At 39.0% G+C, this 18,812-nt stretch carries 9 protein-coding genes; 7 read left to right on the top strand and 2 right to left on the bottom strand.

Going from position 1 to position 18,812, the window contains the following annotated elements; all coding sequences use genetic code 11:
- Window positions 1-27 precede the first annotated feature (27 nt).
- On the top strand, window positions 28-3,420 hold the full coding sequence (mfd, locus tag BWI44_RS21360) for a transcription-repair coupling factor (protein WP_138291321.1): 3,393 nt from the start codon (window positions 28-30) through the stop codon (window positions 3,418-3,420).
- A 4-nt stretch (window positions 3,421-3,424) separates the two neighbouring features.
- Here mfd and BWI44_RS21355 read toward each other — a convergent pair whose 3' ends face one another.
- Window positions 3,425-7,399: a hybrid sensor histidine kinase/response regulator transcription factor gene (locus BWI44_RS21355; protein ID WP_229036255.1), complete on the bottom strand. Its 3,975-nt coding sequence runs from the start codon at window positions 7,397-7,399 to the stop codon at window positions 3,425-3,427.
- 255 nt (window positions 7,400-7,654) lie between these two features.
- Here BWI44_RS21355 and BWI44_RS21350 point away from each other — a divergent pair, with 255 nt between their 5' ends.
- From BWI44_RS21350 to BWI44_RS21325, 6 genes are read left to right on the top strand one after another with little or no spacing between them, the layout of a single operon-like run.
- Window positions 7,655-8,839, top strand: a complete 1,185-nt coding sequence (locus BWI44_RS21350) for a DUF2264 domain-containing protein (protein WP_390393091.1) — start codon at window positions 7,655-7,657, stop codon at window positions 8,837-8,839.
- Between the two features lie 18 nt (window positions 8,840-8,857).
- Window positions 8,858-10,084, top strand: coding sequence for a DUF2264 domain-containing protein (locus tag BWI44_RS21345; protein WP_022392583.1), 1,227 nt, complete (start codon window positions 8,858-8,860; stop codon window positions 10,082-10,084).
- The gene (locus BWI44_RS21340) at window positions 10,081-12,066 is read left to right on the top strand and encodes a hypothetical protein (protein ID WP_195209960.1); all 1,986 of its coding nucleotides are present in this window, start codon (window positions 10,081-10,083) and stop codon (window positions 12,064-12,066) included. Before BWI44_RS21345 ends, BWI44_RS21340 begins: the two co-directional genes overlap by 4 nt.
- A 26-nt stretch (window positions 12,067-12,092) precedes the next feature.
- Window positions 12,093-15,179, top strand: coding sequence for a SusC/RagA family TonB-linked outer membrane protein (locus tag BWI44_RS21335; RefSeq protein WP_195209959.1), 3,087 nt, complete (start codon window positions 12,093-12,095; stop codon window positions 15,177-15,179).
- A gap of 10 nt (window positions 15,180-15,189) precedes the next feature.
- Window positions 15,190-16,962 carry a RagB/SusD family nutrient uptake outer membrane protein gene (locus BWI44_RS21330; RefSeq protein WP_195209958.1) on the top strand — a complete coding sequence of 591 codons (1,773 nt, stop codon included), beginning with the start codon at window positions 15,190-15,192 and terminating at the stop codon, window positions 16,960-16,962.
- Window positions 16,963-16,978: 16 nt separating this feature from the next.
- Window positions 16,979-18,076 (top strand): glycoside hydrolase family 88/105 protein, encoded by a 1,098-nt coding sequence (locus BWI44_RS21325; RefSeq protein ID WP_044533468.1) that lies wholly within the window; start codon window positions 16,979-16,981, stop codon window positions 18,074-18,076.
- 94 nt (window positions 18,077-18,170) lie between these two features.
- On the opposite strand, the gene BWI44_RS21320 is transcribed toward BWI44_RS21325, so the two are convergent.
- Window positions 18,171-18,812 carry an outer membrane beta-barrel protein gene (locus BWI44_RS21320; protein ID WP_007663965.1) on the bottom strand — a complete coding sequence of 214 codons (642 nt, stop codon included), beginning with the start codon at window positions 18,810-18,812 and terminating at the stop codon, window positions 18,171-18,173.

The following is an 18,812-nucleotide window of genomic DNA, read 5'->3' as shown; positions in this document are numbered from 1 at the left end:
TTATTTAGTAATTTCGCGCCCGTTATGATGACAATTACCGAGCTACAACAACGATATGCCACTCACCCCAATGTGGAAGCAATAAGTGGCCTGCTGAAGAATCCGTCTGTCCGCACCCTTTTTTGTGGGGGGCTGTGTGCCTCTGCCGCTTCATTATTTTCGTCCGTGCTGGTGCAACGCGGAGAGTTTCCTTTTGTTTTTATTCTGGGCGATCTGGAAGAGGCGGGATATTTTTACCATGATTTAACACAAGTACTGGGGACTGAGAAAGTTTTGTTCTTTCCTTCTTCATTTCGTAGGGCAATAAAATACGGGCAGAAAGATGCGGCCAACGAAATTCTGCGTACAGAAGTGTTGAGCCGCTTACAAAAAGGAGAGGAAGGACTTTGTGTTGTGACTTATCCCGATGCTTTGGCAGAAAAGGTGGTTTCCCGGAAGGAACTGGGAGATAAAACTCTGAAATTACATACAGGGGAAAATGTGGATACGAATTTTATTACGGAAGTCTTGCGTAGCTATGGTTTTGAGTATGTGGACTATGTCTATGAGCCGGGGCAGTATGCTGTACGTGGTAGTATTATCGATGTATTTTCTTTCTCTTCCGAATTTCCATATCGTATAGACTTTTTTGGTGATGAAGTAGAAAGTATCCGTACGTTTGAAGTAGAAACGCAACTTTCTAAAGAAAAGAAAGACAGTATTGTTATCGTGCCGGATTTGAGCCGTAGTTTGGAACAGGGGGATGCAAGCGGTATGGTTTCCTTCCTGGATTTTCTCTCGGCGAATACTGTATTGGCAATGCGTGATCTGCTTTGGCTACGTGAACGTATCCAGACTGTACACGATGAAACACTTACCCCACAAGCGATTGCAGCCCGCGAAGCGGAAGAAAGTGGTTGTATTACTTTGGATGGAAAGCTGATTGATGGGAGTGAGTTTACGCTTCGTGCGTTGGACTTTTGCCGTATGGAGTTCGGTAACAAACCAACCGGAACTCCGGATGCTACGGTGACATTCGATACATCTGCCCAGCCTATATTCCATAAAAACTTTGATATGGTGGCCGAAAGCTTCAAAGAGTATATGGAGAAAGGGTATGCGCTTTACATTTGTAGTGACAGCATGAAGCAGACTGACCGTATTCGTGCCATTTTTGAAGACAGGGGAGAAGAGATTGCTTTTACAGCTGTAGAGCGCACGTTGCATGAAGGTTTTGCCGATAATGCCTTGCGGCTTTGCATTTTTACGGATCATCAGTTATTCGACCGTTTTCATAAATATAATCTCAAAAGTGATAAAGCACGTAGTGGCAAGGTTGCTCTGAGTCTGAAAGAGTTGAATCAGTTTACACCGGGAGATTACGTGGTACATACCGATCATGGTGTGGGGCGCTTTTCCGGATTGGTGCGTATTCCTAACGGTGATACAACGCAGGAAGTGATGAAACTGGTTTATCAGAATGAAGATGTAGTTTTTGTTTCTATCCATTCATTACATAAAGTTTCAAAGTACAAAGGAAAAGATGGTGAAGCTCCCCGTTTGAATAAATTGGGTACGGGAGCCTGGGAGAAACTTAAAGAGCGTACTAAGACCAAAATTAAGGATATTGCCCGTGACCTCATAAAATTGTATTCTCAGCGTCGTGAGGAAAAAGGTTTTCAGTTCAGTGTGGATAGTTTCTTGCAACGGGAACTGGAAGCATCTTTTATTTACGAAGATACACCAGACCAAAGTAAAGCAACGGCGGATGTAAAAGCGGATATGGAAAGTAACCGTCCTATGGATCGTCTGGTTTGTGGAGACGTAGGGTTTGGTAAAACAGAAGTGGCAGTTCGTGCTGCTTTTAAAGCTGTGGCGGACAATAAACAGGTAGCGGTTCTGGTACCTACCACCGTGTTGGCTTACCAACATTTCCAGACGTTTAAAGAGCGTTTGAAAGATTTGCCTTGTAGGGTGGAGTACCTGAGTCGTGCCCGTACGGCAGCTCAGGCAAAAGCGGTCGTAAAAGGACTGGCGGCAGGTGATGTGAATATACTTATCGGTACACATCGGATTTTGGGTAAGGACATACAATTCAAGGACTTGGGGTTGCTGATTATTGATGAAGAACAGAAGTTCGGTGTATCCGTTAAGGAGAAGTTGCGCCAGTTGAAGGTCAATGTAGACACCTTGACCATGACGGCCACGCCTATTCCACGTACATTGCAGTTCTCATTAATGGGGGCACGTGACCTGAGCGTTATTCAAACGCCTCCTCCAAACCGTTATCCTATTCAGACTGAAGTGCATACCTTTAATGAGGAAGTTATAGTGGATGCTATTAACTTTGAAATGAGCCGGAACGGACAGGTCTTTCTTGTAAACAACCGTATTTCTAATTTGCCTGAATTAAAAGCGATGATTGAACGGCATATTCCGGATTGCCGTATAGCCATCGGGCATGGACAAATGGAGCCAACCGAATTGGAAAAGATTATTTTCGGCTTTGTCAATTATGATTATGATGTGCTGATAGCCACTACAATTATAGAGAGCGGCATTGATATTCCGAATGCCAATACCATTATCATCAATCAGGCACAGAATTTCGGACTGAGTGACTTGCATCAGATGCGTGGTCGTGTAGGACGAAGCAATAAGAAAGCATTCTGCTATTTGTTGGCTCCTCCGCTTTCTTCCCTGACTCCTGAAGCAAGGCGTCGTCTGCAAGCTATTGAGAATTTCAGTGACTTGGGCAGTGGAATTCACATAGCCATGCAGGATCTCGATATTCGTGGTGCAGGCAATATGCTCGGTGCGGAACAGAGTGGCTTTATTGCCGATCTGGGTTATGAAACCTATCAGAAGATACTGTCGGAAGCTGTACATGAACTGAAGACGGACGAATTTGCAGAACTTTATGCCGAAGAACTGAAAGCGGAGGGTGGCGTCATCAGTGGAGAGCAATTTGTAGATGAATGTCAGGTAGAGAGTGACCTGGAATTGTTGCTTCCTGCCACTTATGTTACAGGTAGTAGCGAACGTATGTTGCTTTACCGCGAATTAGATAGTCTGACGTTGGATAAAGATGTGGAGGATTTCCGTACCCGTCTTATAGACCGGTTTGGTCCTATCCCGTCAGAAACGGAAGAACTACTACGGATTGTACCTTTACGCCGCCTTGCTGCACGTCTTGGTGCAGAGAAGGTTTTTCTCAAGGGAGGACGTATGTCATTGTTCTTTGTTTCTAATCCGGATAGTCCGTACTATCAGAGTCAGGCGTTTGGTAAAGTCATTGCTTATATGATGAAATATACCCGCCGTTGCGATCTGCGTGAGCAGAATACCCGTCGCAGTATGCTGGTAAAAGATGTGAAGAATGTAGAAACGGCTGTTGGCGTTTTACAGGAGATTGTGGCGATGCAGGTGGAGGAAGGATAATTTGCTATGCTGTGCCATTCTCATTTATCTTTTGCTTGTACTGATTAGGTGTCATTCCGGAAAATTCTTTAAATCGTTTGATGAAATAGCTGGTAGAACTGAACCCCAATTGCATAGCGAGTTCTGTAATAGAGATATCCGGTTGTTGTTCAATACTCCGGTAAGCTAATTTAAGTTTGATGTTTATAATAAATTCGTTAGGTGTCATACCTGTGATTGCTTTTATCTTCGTGAAGTATTTGGTACGTCCTATACAGAGCTCTTGTGCTAGGAAATCAACACTGAACACGGGATTCTCTAGGTTATTTTCTATTAACTCGATAGATTTATCTAATAAAGTCTGATCTAATGTAGATGTGGCAATTAATTCACTGCTGGAATTGCTTTCTTTAGCATATTTTTGTTGTAATGTTCTGCGTAGATTGATTAAGTTATTACATCTGACAATCAATTGTTTAATGCTGAAAGGCTTGCAGATATAGTCGTCTGCTCCAATTTTCAAACCTTCAATAATGTATTCAGAAGCTGTTTGTGATGTTAATAAAATGATGGGAATGTGAGAAGTCTTTATATTGTTTTTTAGTTTCTGACATAACTCTGTTCCGGACATCTCCGGCATAACAACATCACTGATAATGATGTCGGGTATAACAGAGAGAGCTTTTTCATATCCTTTTTTACCATTCTCTGCTGTTTCGACATTGTAGAGGTCAGAAAATACTTCTGTGAGTAGTTGCCTGAGTTCCTGGTTATCTTCTATAATTAATAGCTTATAATACTTTTCACTATTTTCCTTTCTTTCTTCTTCTGCTCCTTCCAGTGTATCTGTGGAGATGAAACCAACTGCATTGAGGTTGTAATCTTCTATGATAGGCAAATTTTCCTGAATATTGCTGGGAGGATATTGTATATCAGTAGGCAGTTGTATAGTGAAACAACTACCTTTTCCTTTAATACTTTTAACTGTGATTACTCCTTTATGGGCCTCTACTATATTTTTTGTGTAGGCCAAGCCGATTCCAGTTCCGATATTATTAGTGAAACAAGTATTATCTGTTTGGTAAAACCGGATGAATATATTTTCTAGCTCTCTGGTATTAATGCCTACACCTGTATCTGAGATTTCCAATGAAACTTTCATGCTTTCATATTTTACTCGTACGAAAATACTGCCATTTTCTGGAGTAAATTTAAAAGCATTGGATAACAAATTAAACAGTGCTTTTTCAATTAACTGTTTATCAAAATAAAAAGAAATATCATCTTGTCCGGCAAGTAAAGTTAGGTTTATTTTTCTTGTTTGTGCATACTCTTTGAAAGAGTCTACCACATTATTCACTATGTCTATTAAATTATAACAGTTTACCTTTAAAGGAGTGAAACCCTGTTCTTGTTTTCTGAATTCCATCAGCTCTATGATGAGTTGATTTAATCTGGTGATGTTTCTCCAAATATTTAGTAACTTAGTATTTAGCTTTGGAGGTATATTTTTACTCTGTAATAATAGTTCGACTTGATTGGATATAAGTGTTAAGGGTGTTTTGAATTCATGAGATATGTTAGTGAAGAAACGTAGTTTGCTTTGATTGAGTTGTTCCATATTTCGCTTCTGTTCCTTTTCTATTTTTAGAGATGAACGTAAGATGATTACTTGGTATGCTTCGTATAGTAATAGAATGGTTAATAGAATATATAATATGTAAGCAAGAGGGGTTTGATAAAAAGGAGGATTTATTATGATATCGAGTTTGCGCTCCGGAAATTCTCCGTTGGCTAAGGCTACATCTCCTTGAATATGTAATATGTATTTATCTGGTGATAAATTGGTATAGCTTATTTCATTTAAACTATTGGTGCGTTTCCATTCTTTGTCAAAAGGTTCCAGTTTATATTTAATGCCACAGGTAAAAGAGGCGGCATAGTTATTGGTATATGCTCTGATTCCTATGGCATGCTGATCGTAAGGCAATTCAATCCTGTTAGTGTAAAGAATGGATTGCTTAAGTGTTTTTCCGGTTGAGTCTACCTCCAAGGGAGTATCATTGACGGAGAATTCAGATATACCTACTTGATAATGTTCTGGTTTGTTGAAAATTTGCTTTAAAGGGAATGAACAGAACATATTGATTCCTCCTAAATAGACATTATTGTTTCGGTCCAGAAATAAGCAGTTGCTATTTACCTGGAAAGTAGATAAGAATCGGTTTTTATCAATATTGGTAATTTCTTCTTCATTATCTATATAAATGAGTCCTTCATTGGTAACAATAAGAATACCACCATACTTATCTTCACACATATCTATAATGTCTTTCATCAAGATGGCATCTGTGGCAAAAGGTTCTAATTCTGCTTCTCCTTTTCTTTTCCGAAATATTCCATGTCTGGAGGTTCCTATTAAGATATCTCCATTCCGATTCTCAATAATCTTGTTGACTATACAGTTCTCTGATTTACGAATACAAATATGCTGCCATGATTTATTGAGTAGGTTATAGCAAAGTAATTGATTCTGAACAGCAATCCATAGTTGTTTTTGGGAGTCTAATAGGATGGTTGTCACAGACATTCTCTGTAAATCTATCTGTTCTGAAGAGAGGATGGTACTTTTATTTGTATGAGTATCAAATATACTGATGCCGTTATGCGTAGCTATGATTAGGGAATCATTATAAGGGATAATTTCTCTGATGCTATTGTTGTGTAATACGTTTCTGAGAAATACCTGAGTGGATTGAGTTTGCAGATCATATTTTTTTAGTCCGCCAAGTAATGTTCCGATCCATAGGATGTTTTTGGGTTTATCCAGATATAAGGTTTGCACGTTGTCTGTGAATGGTAGCTTTTTCAAAGCTTTGGTGTGTGTATTGAAAAAATATAATCCGTCTCGTTCTGTTGCCATCCATAAATTCCCTTCATTATCTTCTACTGTTTTTCCGAAGATTGCATGTTTAGATGGGGAGGATGGCATTATATCTTTAGTGACAAAATGATAGGAGAATGTACTGTGCTCCGGGTGAAAGCAATTTATTTCACCATAAAACGAACCGCTCCAAATAGTTCCTTGTTGATCTTTCATTAAGCAATAGATAGATGCATCATTTAGGGTATAGGCATTTTCGTTAATAAACTCATATTGGAGGAACTTTCTTTCTTTTTTATCATATTTATTTAATCCATTGAAAGTGGCAATCCATAAGTTACCTGCATTGTCTTCGCATATAGATCGTACAATGTCACTTGATATGCAATTATTGCTGTTTTCTGAATAATTAAAATTTTTGATATTTTCATCACTATCTATGAGGAATAATCCGTTCCTTCGGGTAGCGACCCATATCTTTTGTTCTGAATCAATGTATAATTGGCGTATCTGGTTGATATTAGCCAACATCTGTTTTGTGTCTTTATTCCTTCTGATGAGGAATATACCGTCGTCTCTGGTGCCTATGTACAGATTTCCTTGAGATGTTTCAGTGATGCAATCTATAATGCAAGATTCCTTTGGTAACTGCAAATGCAGTTTTAATATATTGTTCTTCCATTGGTAGATTGTATTTTTATACCCTATCCATAAGCAAGAGTCCGAATAGTACATGCATTGTGAATAAGGGGTTATTTTACGGAAATGATCTTTTTTTATGTTATACTCTATAATGCCTGAACGTGTCTCTATATAAATATTGCCATTTTGATCCCCCGTAATGGAACGTACCAACTCTTCTGCATCAGGAATGTCATTATAAAGTTTTTGTATGAATTTCATTTGAGTTCCATCGTATCTTACTAATCCTCTTTTGGTACCAAACCATATCATTCCAAACTCATCCTGATACATGGCATGAATTGTCGACTGATGCATTCCTTTATTAATGGATATATGCGATGCATGTAATTTTATGCTGTTATTTGCATAAAGAGATGTACCGGATATATTTCCTATTAGTATGTAAAGTGTTAACAGTATGACGTTTCTCATAGTATATTTATTACTGATTGTGGTACAAAAATAATGCTTCGCTTTTAGATTCGATAATACAATCGTTCAAATAATAGCAATATTGTCCTTTTTAGTGGAGGAGGGATTTTGTGGATGAAATGGATATATATTAGAATTTCTATCTTATTTGAAATTTGTTTTTTTCCATAGTTTTGTAACCACGAGTTATAATCTAAAAATAAAGCTATGACACATCAACTGATTAAATTTGCATCAGCTCTTTTCTTTTCTTTTATGGCAATTTCTGCTGTACAAGGGCAAGGTGCTTCCCAAAGTGATAGAGAATATTGGGTACATACGCTATTAAAGATAGCAGATCCGGTTTTGAGTAATTTGAGTAAGGACCAGTTAAAAAAGAATATTCCTGTTGGACGTTCTTCATCTGCGAAAGCTAGTAGCAGGGAGTTTGTTACACATATGGAGTCGGTGGGACGAACAATAGCAGGAATAGCACCATGGTTGGAATTGGGACCAGATAAAACAGCAGAAGGACAATTGCGTGATAAATATATTAAAATGGTCTGTAAGGGGTTGAAGAATTCTGTAAACCCTCATGCTGATGATTATTTTAATAGCACAGCCACACGGCAGATTTTGGTGAATAGTGCCTTTTTGATACAAGGATTGTTACAGGCACCCACTCAGTTATGGGGAAATCTTGATGATAAGACTCAACAACGTTTAATAGAACAATGGAAATCGACACGTACAATGAAGCCGGGAAATAATAATTGGCTATTGTTTTCTGCGATGGTGGAATGTGGATTGAAAAGTTTCGGTAATGAATGGAATTTTGAAGTTATAGAGAAGGCTATTTCATCACACGAACAATGGTATAAGGGAGACGGAGTTTATGGAGATGGGGAGAATTTTCATTTGGATTATTACAATAGTTATGTCATTCATCCTATGTTGTTACAGGTTTTAAAGGTTGTAGTGAAATATGATTCATCTTATCAGACACTTTTAGACAAAGAGTGGAAACGTTTCGTTAGATATGCGGAAATTCAGGAACGCATGATTGCACCGGATGGAAGTTATCCGGTATTGGGACGTTCAGTAAGTTATCGTTCGGCAGCTTTTCAAGTTCTGGGAGCCAGTGCATTATTTCATCAACTTCCATCAAGTTTAAAAGTGGGCCAAGTACGGGGGGCAATGACTGCCATGTTGAAGCGTTTATTTGAACAGCCGGGTACCTTTGATAAAAATGGTTGGTTAACGATTGGAGTGTGTGGTGAACAGCCAGAATTAGGTGATTCTTATTTATCAACTCCTTGTGTCTATCTCTGTTCTTTAGGTTTTCTTCCTCTAGGTTTGCCGGCAGATGATGTTTTCTGGACAGCTCCTCTTTCCCCGTGGACCAGCATTAAAGCCTTTTCCGGGGAAGAGTTTCCCATTGATAAATTTATGAAACCATAATCAATATACTATAGAATCATGAAAAAGAATATTCTTACTTGTGCATTGTTCCTGTTAATAAGCTTATGTGGTTATTCACAAAATCCATCAGGCTTGGAGGATCGTGCTTATTGGGTTACTGTATTGACAAAAATAGCGGACCCGGTATTAGAAAATATGAGTAAGGGAGAACTGAAGAAGAATATGCCGGTAGAAACTATATCCGGTGCATTGAATCCTCCCAATACACGTACTACTCATTTAGAAGCTTTGGGGCGTTTGTTAGTTGGTATGGCTCCCTGGCTGGAACTTGGCCCTGATGAAACAGAAGAGGGAAGATTGAGAAATAAGTATATACGTCTGATGCTTCTCTCCATAGATAATGGTTTCAATCCCGAGTCTCCTGATTATTTAAACTTTGTGGTGACACGACAACCGTTGGTGGATGCTGCTTTTTTCTGTCAGGGGATATTACGTGCCCCTAAACAAATTTGGGGAAATCTTTCGGACAAGACTCGGCAGAACGTATTGAACGCATTGCAGCAGATACGTAAGATAAAACCGATAGAGAGTAATTGGTTATTATTTTCAGCCATGGTAGAAGCTACTTTACTGGAATTAACAGGAGAATGTAATATGGAACCTGTTAACTATGCCATTATGCGTTTCAAGGAATGGTATAAAGGTGATGGATGGTATGGAGATGGGGTAGATTTACATATGGATTATTATAATAGCTATGTGATCCATCCTATGTTATTGGATGTGCTGGAAGTAATGCAAAAGTATGCAAAAGGTGAAGAAGAATTTTATCAGTTGGAGAAAAAGCGCTTTTCCAGATATGCAGAACAACAAGAAAGAATGATTTCTCCGGATGGAGCTTATCCGGTGATAGGCCGGTCAATAGCTTATAGGTTCGGGACGTTTCATGTACTATCCCAAGCTGCATTGAAAGATTTGTTGCCGGTATCGGTTACAAAGGCACAGGTTAGATGTGCTCTGACAGCTGTTATAAAGAAACACATGTCGGTTAAAGGGAATTTTGATGCAGATGGATGGCTGACATTAGGATTTGCAGGTCATCAACCACAAATAGCTGAAAGATATATATCTACGGGAAGTCTCTATCTGTGTACAGCAGCTTTTGCGGCATTGGGACTTTCTACTATTGATGAATTTTGGAATACTTCGTATGCCGAATGGACTGGAAAGAAGATATGGTGTGGAAATCCAGATGTGAAACTTGATAAAGCTATAAAACCATGAAAACGGAGCTTTTATATAAAATCATTTGGGGCAGTTTATGTCTTTTGATATTCGCATCGAAGGTAGATGCTGCTTCATTAAGAGATATAAATAATATGTTATTGGCTGAACAAAATATTCGGGAAGATAATCCTCAATTAGGGCAGTTGGTAGAAACTTTTTTGAAGAATCAGAAGCGGGTAGTTGATTTTCAATCATCAGGATTAGATAATAATGAATATTTGAGATTGATAGAATGCCAGGTTCGTGCATTTGCGTCTTGTCAGGATAAAGTGACGGGAGCAATTATTGATCCGGTCTATAAAATCGAATGGCAATACTCGACTCCTTGCTATGCTCTGTCTATAGGGTTACTGGCTCAAACGGGATACTTGAAAGATGATGCCTTGGTAAAGAGTGGAATAAAGGCTTTGGATTGTTCAGTGAGTGAGATGCATGAGAACAGGTGTGCCCATCACCATGGTGAATTCTTTATTCAGCCTATCATGCTGGCGATGGATCTTTATAAAGGATTGGTTTCTGAAGCACAAATGATTGTCTGGCACGAAAAAATGGCTGAAATTGATCCGTATGTGCTATATCGGGATAACTTGAAGCGTAAGAAAATCTGTTATAATCACAATGTTGTGGCTTTAGCTGGTGAATATTTACGGTTAAAAAAAGGGATTAACGATCACAAAGATTTCTTTCATATTCATCTGGAACACCAGCAGCAATATATGTCTGAGTTTGGCTTGTATATAGATAATAAGACTAATCCGCCAATGGTGTATGATGAGTTTACGAGGCAGTTTATGGCTTCTATTTTGGCGGAAGGATATAACGGAACGTTTTTTGATTTTTATTCCCGCAAATTATGTTTGGGAGCATGGACTTCTCTTTTCATGCAATCGCCTTATGGAGAGGTGCCGACAGGCGGCAGAAGTGCTCAACATATCTGGAATGAAGCAGCGGCAACCGTGACTTATGAGATTTACGCTTCACAATATGCAGCTTTAGGAAAAGAGCAGGAAGCAGGCGCCTTTAAACGAGCTGCGCATTTAGCACTTAGGAGCATCGGAAGATGGATAAGAGAAGATGGAAGCGGATTTATTGTGAAAAACCGTTTTCCTATCGAAGTGATGCATGGGTATGAAAGTTATTCAGCGCAATCACAGTATAATCTGTTGGCATGCTGGCTAATGTGTGTTGCCTATTTATATACTGATAATTCTATTAAAGAATCTCCGTCTCCGGCCGATATCGGTGGATATGTTTTGGTTATGAAAGACGTGTTCCATAAGGTTTTTGCTAATTCTGGCGGAAACTATGTTGAGTATGAGCTCAGTGGAGATCCTCGTTATAATGCAACAGGACTCATCAGAATACATCTGAAGAATTCAAATCCACAGTTAGGTCCTTCGGATGGAATTCCTCATAAATGGGATAACAAGAAGAAGCAGGATTTAGGTGGAGAACTGTATGCAGTTGGACCTGAATGGCATGATGCTACGGGTGGAGTATATCGCTTAGCGGAATATACTAACATATTATTTCCGGATACATCTTACTTTTCTGCATACAAAGGCAGTAAACTTCCTGAAATAGATGTGAGGAATGTTAGACAATCTGTAGACGGAGTTGCATTTGAAGTCGTTTATACTGGTAGATTTGATGGAGTTACTCAGATTTCGCAACGTGTTTATATTGATCATACCGGAATTACTGTGCGTGATATTCTGAAAGGGAATGTGAAAAAGGTGCGGGCATGTTACCCCATGTTAATAAATGATGGTATGGAAGAAACTAAAATTGATTTTCAAAATGGGAAAGTGATATTGCAGTCTCGTGATGGTCAAATTTGTTTTCAGGCCATATCACCTCAAAATGCTACCATACAGAGGAAGCAGAAACGAATTCCCTATAGAAATGGATATGCGGATATCGCTTATTTTGAATCTGACAAGAATGTGATACAGTATAAAATAACCACAGGGTTTTAGTATTAACCATTTAAATATTAATAACTATGCATGTGAAACACAAATTGTTTATGAAATTGTGCCTGTTTTTTAGCTTAATCAGTTGGTCAACAGGTGTTTATGCGCAAAATTTTGTAGTTACCGGAAAAGTAACATCCAATGGCGAAAGCGTCATAGGAGCAACTGTGCAAGTGAAAGGGAAAATAGCTGGTACTATCACTGATATTGATGGTAACTATCGGTTAACATTGGAAAATTCCAAGGAGACTCTCGTTTTTTCATTTATTGGTTATCAGTCTAAAGAGGTTACAGTTAATGGAAAGAATGTGATTAACGTGGAACTGGAAGAAGATGTCGCTCAATTGGAAGAGGTTGTTGTTGTTGGTTATGGAACGATGAGAAAAAAAGATCTCACTGGAGCAATAACCCGTATCTCTACAGAAAATACGACGCAGTCGGTAACTAGTGTAGCTGAAATGCTGCGTGGTACGGTGGCAGGATTTTCTGCAGGGTTCGGAACTTCTGCCAAAGGGGGTGGTTCTATGCTGATTCGTGGTGAGAAATCCATTAATGCCAGTAATTCTCCTCTGATTGTATTGGACGGAGTTATCTTTAATGGCGATTTGGTGGATATCAATCCCAGTGATATTGAAACGATTGATATTTTGAAAGATGGTAGTTCTGCAGCTGTTTACGGATCACGTGCGGCTTCGGGGGTGGTCGTCATATCAACAAAACAGGGTAATGAAGGAAAGCCGGTCATCAATTTTGATATGAAGATAGGTATGCAGAATTTGACTCGTAATCAGCGTCCTTTTAATGGGCAGGAATATATGGTTATGAGAAGGGATGAAAAAATCCGGAGCAATCCATCTCGTCCTTTGGGATACTTCCACAATCCGGACAATTTGCCGCAAGGAATTGATCTGAATACCTGGTTATCGTATACAGGGGCTTCGGCAGATTCAAATCTGGCAGAGATTTGGTTGAATCGTTTGGCCTTTTCTACTACAGAAATAGATAATTATCTGGCAGGTAGAGAAACGGATTGGTATGATGCTTCTTTTCAAAACGCTTTGCGTCAGGATTACAATGTAAGTATTTCTGGAAAGAATGACAGAGTTTCTTACTATTGGTCATTAGGAAGCATTAATAATCAAGGTATTGTAGTAGGAGACCAATATAAGACTATCCGTTCGCGTTTAAATTTGAAAGTAAATGTTACAGATTGGCTTCAGGTCGGCTTGCAAGCACATTATGCCACTCGTAATGAAAGTGTAGATGAAGTTGATTGGGAAGAAGCTATTCAAGCTAGTCCTTGGGGCAGCAAATATGAAGAGAATGGTTCTTTGAAGTTCTATCCTAATGACGATAACATGAGTACGAATCCTTTCGCTAATTATGAACAGCGTGATCGTTTCAATGTGACTCAGACATTCAATGCTACATTGAATGCAAAGATTACATTGCCATGGGGATTTGTTTATGAAATGAGCTATTCGGACTATAACAATTGGCAAAAAAATCATTATTTTGATCCGTCTACCAGCATGGCTGGTGAAAAGTATAAGGGGCATGCCGTGCGGCGTAATAATAGCGCACATTCCTGGATGCTTGACAATATTTTGAGGTGGAACCATACATTCAATAAAATTCATAAGCTTGATTTGACTCTATTGTTTAATCTTGAAAAAAATGAAACTTGGTCTGATAAAGCAGAAAATTCCAATCTTACTCCTTCTGAGGTGCTGGGCTGGCATGCTGTTGCAAATGGTACGAATCCGGTTGTAGGGAGTGATGATACAGTAGATACGGGAAATGCTATGATGGCAAGACTGAACTATAATTTAATGGATCGCTATTTGTTTACCGCTTCTTTCCGACGTGATGGTTATTCGGCTTTTGGTTCTAATAATCCATATGCTAATTTTCCTGCATTTGCATTTGGTTGGAGAATGAATGAGGAAAACTTCATGAAAGCGATTTCGTGGATTGATAATTTGAAACTTCGTTTATCTTGGGGTATCAATGGAAACCGGAGCATCGGACGTTATGCTGCTTTGGCAAATTTGGATTCGGAGAAATATCTGCATAACGGAAGTACAGTTATTGGGATTTATGCCACTCGTCTTCCCAATGAAAACTTGAAATGGGAGAAGACTGAAGCATATAATATAGGTTTTGACTTTGCAATTCTGGGTAATCGTTTGAATGGAACAGTGGAGGCTTATTATATGTCTACAAAAGATTTGCTGTTAACTCGCTCTTTGCCGGATATTATTGGTTTTTCCGGAGTAACAACTAATTTGGGAGAAGTTCGTAATAAGGGTTTTGAATTGTCTTTAAATTCAGTTAATATCGATCATAAGAATTTCAGATGGTCTTCTTCTTTCATTGCTTCTCTTAACCGGAATGAAATTGCCCATTTGTATGGGGAAATGGTAGATGTGCTGGATAAAGATGGAAATGTAATAGGACAGAGAGAAGATGATGATATTCAGAATGGATGGTATATTGGACATGCTTTAGATGAAATTTATGATTATAAAGTTTTGGGAGTATGGCAAGAAAATGAACGTGAAGAGGCTGCCAAGTATGGTAAAGAGCCGGGTGATTTTAAAATATGGGATGTAAATAATGACGGAGAATATCTTCCGGAAGATGATAAAGTATTTCAAGGATATAAGCGTCCTCGTTTTTCATTCGGTATTGGTAATACGATGGAGTTCTTTAAATGCGTGGACTTTTCATTCTTTATTCGCTCAGATCTTGGACATAAGTCTTCTAATAGTCATTATTCTCATCCAACAGATTATTATTATGACCGCGTAAATGCTTATAAATATGATTATTGGACTCCGGAGAATCCTACCAATGAATTTGCACGCTTAGGTTCGAATACAAAATCTCCGTCATTCAATGTTTATAAAAACCGTTCGTATGTACGTTTGCAAGAAGTTTCGTTAGCTTATAGAATACCTAATAAAATATCTTCTAAATGGAGCGTCTCTAATGCTCGTGTTTATATAAACGTTTCTAATCCTTTATTGATAACAGGATGGAATTATTGGGATCCGGAATCCTTATCTCCGGCACCGCGTACGTTTACTTTTGGTATTAATTTCTCATTATAAAAGTATAGATATGAAAACACAAATAATATTAAGGAAGGTACATTATGCATTCTCTGCATTTTTGTGTACTGCATGTTTGGTTTCTTGTAATGATTGGCTAAAGCCGGAACCTTTGTCATTCTATTCTCCTGAAAATACCTATGTGACGAAAGAAGGATTAGAGGGCGCTTTGGTGTCTTGTCGTGCAATGATACGTCCGGAGTTTATAGGCAATAATTCTTATGCCTGCACAGAGTTGATGACTTCTGATGTTGCTGTAGCTGGTAATATCGTTGCTCAAACTTTAAAAAACTTTGAAATTCAGCTAAAGCCGGGTGCTTATGGAGATTCTCAGATTGGTACTTTCTGGAGTAAAGGCTATAGTGCTATTCAGAAAGCAAATACAATAATATCTCGTGTACAGGCTGCGGATGAGATAACTGAAAATGATAAAAATACAATTCTGGCTGAAGGGTATTTTCATAGGTCTTATTGGTATTATAAACTGGTGAATCAGTTTGGAGATGTACCCTTTATTGATAAAGAAGTCACAACTCCTAAATTAGATTTCTATTCGCATACACGTAGTAGTATTTTGAAACGTTTACGAGAGGATATGATGTTTGCCACCCGCTATCTGCCGGAGAGTGCTCCTCATGGTGCTGTTTCCAAGGCAGCAGGAAATCATCTGCTAGCTAAAATATGTTTGGCATGTTGTGATTTTGACGGAGCTGTCGCTGCTACTACTGCTGTCATAGATCATAGTCAACATAAACTGATGGAAAAAAGATTCGGGGTCAATATATCGGATGCTCAATATAATATAATAAGTGATCTTTTTAATCGGGAGAATATCAATTCTTCTGAAAATCTGGAAGGCATCTTCCTGGTTGAGGATAAACGATTGACGGAAGGGGGAACCTCTACCGGGTCTTATCGGATGAGAGATCTTGTACCTTGCTGGTGGAATGCAAATACTAACAATGATCCGGATGGTAAACGTGGCACAATGGATAAAGCGGCAGGGCAACCCCAAATAGGACAAGTGGGACGCGGAATCGGTAGAATCAGGACGACTAATTATTTTAACTATGAAATTTGGGACTCCAAAGAAGATTATCGCCATACAGCTCCAAATTGGTTGAATATGGAGGATATGGTCTATAATAATCCGGCATCTAAATATTATGGTCAACCTTTACAAAAAAAGTATTGTGTAGATACTATCTATGCTTGGAGTCCTATGATGCATTACAAGACTTTTGTACCTGAAGATAATAAGCCTGATACTCCTCAGGGAGGATATACAGATTGGTATGTATTCCGTTTGGCCGAGACCTATTTACTGAGAGCAGAAGCTTATTATTGGAAAGGAAATATGGATGCAGCCATGAATGATATTAATAAAATCCGGATGCGTGCTAATGCAAAAGAGCTAACGAACTCTCAGCAAGTAACTATTGAATATATACTGGATGAGCGTGCTAGAGAATTGTTTTTTGAAGAGCCTCGGAAGACGGAATTGACTCGTGTGGCTTTTATCATGGCAGAAAAGGGATTGAATGGGTATTCACTTAGCGATATTCCAGAGAAGAATTATTACTATGACCGAATGATGAGATATAATAACTTCTTCCGTGAAAAGATCAATCATAATGGCATCAATATTTATACCATTAAGCCTTATCATATATTATGGCCTGTACCGGAGAATGCGATTGCTTCTAACTCCAGAGGTCGTATAAATCAGAATTTAGGATATCCGGGAGCCGATCAGAATGTACCGGCGCTTGAAGTTGAATAATAAATTATTTAAAACCATGAAGAAAATTTTAGTTCTGTTTTTGTTTTCAGTAGGTTGTAGCTTATATGCTCAGCAGTTTTCAGCTGACATGAAGAAAACTGATATTATGAAAGTCTGCGATGCAGTAGCCAAATGGCAGATCAATCATCAAAAAGAGGTGAAACATCATCCCTTGGATTGGACAAACGGTGCATTATACCGGGGGATGACCGAATGGGGGAAGATCTCCGGCAATGAGACATGTTATGACTTTGTACGTGAAATTGGTGAGAAATACAATTGGAATATGTGGGATCGTGTTTATCATGCAGACGATATTTGTGTGGGACAGGCATTTATTGAAATGTACCGCAAACTGGGAGATAAACGGATGTTGCAGCCGGTGATGGAGCGGGCATATTATGTGGCAACTCATCCTTCGAAAGCCCCTTTGTTGAAAACGGATGCAGTGGGAACTTTGGAACGCTGGTCTTGGGCGGATGCATTGTTCATGGCACCGCCGGTATATGCGGCTCTGTATACAATGACAGGGGATGATGTTTATTTGAATTATATGAATAGTGAATATAAAGAATGTGTAGATTCATTGTATGATGAAGAATATTCACTTTTTTATAGGGACAATAAGCGGATTCCTATGCGTGAGAAGAACGGAGCCAAACAATTTTGGGGACGTGGTAACGGTTGGGTGTTTGCCGGACTTCCTTTGATTATAGATAATCTCCCAATAGATTGTGACTCGCGTAACTACTATATTCAACTGTTTGTGAAAATGGCTGAGGCTGTACGTAAAACCCAATGCGAGGGCGGTGACTGGCGCACAAGCTTGCTGGATCCGGATTCTTACGATATGCCTGAAAATAGTTGTTCTGCTTTTATGTGCTATGGAATTGCGTGGGGACTCAGAAATGAATACCTGGCAAAACGTACTTATAAGCCTGTGCTTGAAAAAGGTTGGAAGTCATTAGTCAAAGCCGTACATACAGATGGTAAGTTGGGATATATACAACCTGTAGGGGCTGCTCCCAAGGCTGCAGGACGTGATGCTACTGATGTATATGGTGTAGGTGCTTTCCTATTGGCTGGCAGCGAATTATACAAACTGATTAAGTAATAGAATCCCCTTCCATGCCCATACGTTTCTCTATTAATAGAACTATATGGATGTGGAAGGGGATTTTTTTCTTATGTGTTGGCGGGAGATTCTGTTATCGTCCGAACTGTATGGCGAAACCTATATTGAAGAACGTAATATTGTTCTTGAACCAACTGTGATCTATTCCGTCATCATAATCATCCGGATTGTAAAGTCGGGCATCCGGATTGGCAAACCAGTCTGCCGTCAGAATATCGGCACGAAACACTCCGGATATTTTTTTCGAAATATAGAATTCGTAACCCATGCCGATTGACAGGCCGCAATATCCTCTATTGAAAAGAAATCCTTTCTTGGTATTTCTCTGGTATGTACGCTCCTCGTAGTTCATATAACCGATACCGAATGAAAGGAAAACACCTTGATTGCCATTACTCCATAAGTAACGGTAGGTGATGTTGGGATGTATGTAATGTAAATGCATCTTATCCGGAGAATGAGCAATTCTCAGGTAATCATACTGAAGTCCCAAAGCGAAATTCGGCATGAAGTAATAGCGTCCTTCAGTCGTTAGGTTATATCCCGCACGATTTCCGTTTTTGTTAAAGAAGTCATTACGATTTCCATCTACATACGGCAAGGTCAGTCCTCCTCCCAATGATACACTAAATTCTTGCGGTAAAAGATCTTGTGCTTGCAAGAGTGAGTTTGTGCAACTCAGGGAGACAATAAGGAAAATGATGAATTTTTTCAT

The sequence above is a fragment of the Bacteroides sp. Phil13 genome, from assembly GCF_001940965.1.
Classification (GTDB): Bacteria; Bacteroidota; Bacteroidia; order Bacteroidales; family Bacteroidaceae; genus Bacteroides; species Bacteroides intestinalis.
This window is presented reverse-complemented; position numbering and strand designations above follow the sequence as displayed.

Coding starts and splice junctions, on each gene's coding strand:
- mfd (WP_138291321.1), top strand. CDS start 28: ATGACAATTACCGAGCTACAACAACGATATGCCACTCACCCCAATGTG.
- BWI44_RS21355 (WP_229036255.1), bottom strand. CDS start 7,399: ATGAGAAACGTCATACTGTTAACACTTTACATACTAATAGGAAATATA.
- BWI44_RS21350 (WP_390393091.1), top strand. CDS start 7,655: ATGGCAATTTCTGCTGTACAAGGGCAAGGTGCTTCCCAAAGTGATAGA.
- BWI44_RS21345 (WP_022392583.1), top strand. CDS start 8,858: ATGAAAAAGAATATTCTTACTTGTGCATTGTTCCTGTTAATAAGCTTA.
- BWI44_RS21340 (WP_195209960.1), top strand. CDS start 10,081: ATGAAAACGGAGCTTTTATATAAAATCATTTGGGGCAGTTTATGTCTT.
- BWI44_RS21335 (WP_195209959.1), top strand. CDS start 12,093: ATGCATGTGAAACACAAATTGTTTATGAAATTGTGCCTGTTTTTTAGC.
- BWI44_RS21330 (WP_195209958.1), top strand. CDS start 15,190: ATGAAAACACAAATAATATTAAGGAAGGTACATTATGCATTCTCTGCA.
- BWI44_RS21325 (WP_044533468.1), top strand. CDS start 16,979: ATGAAGAAAATTTTAGTTCTGTTTTTGTTTTCAGTAGGTTGTAGCTTA.
- BWI44_RS21320 (WP_007663965.1), bottom strand. CDS start 18,812: ATGAAAAAATTCATCATTTTCCTTATTGTCTCCCTGAGTTGCACAAAC.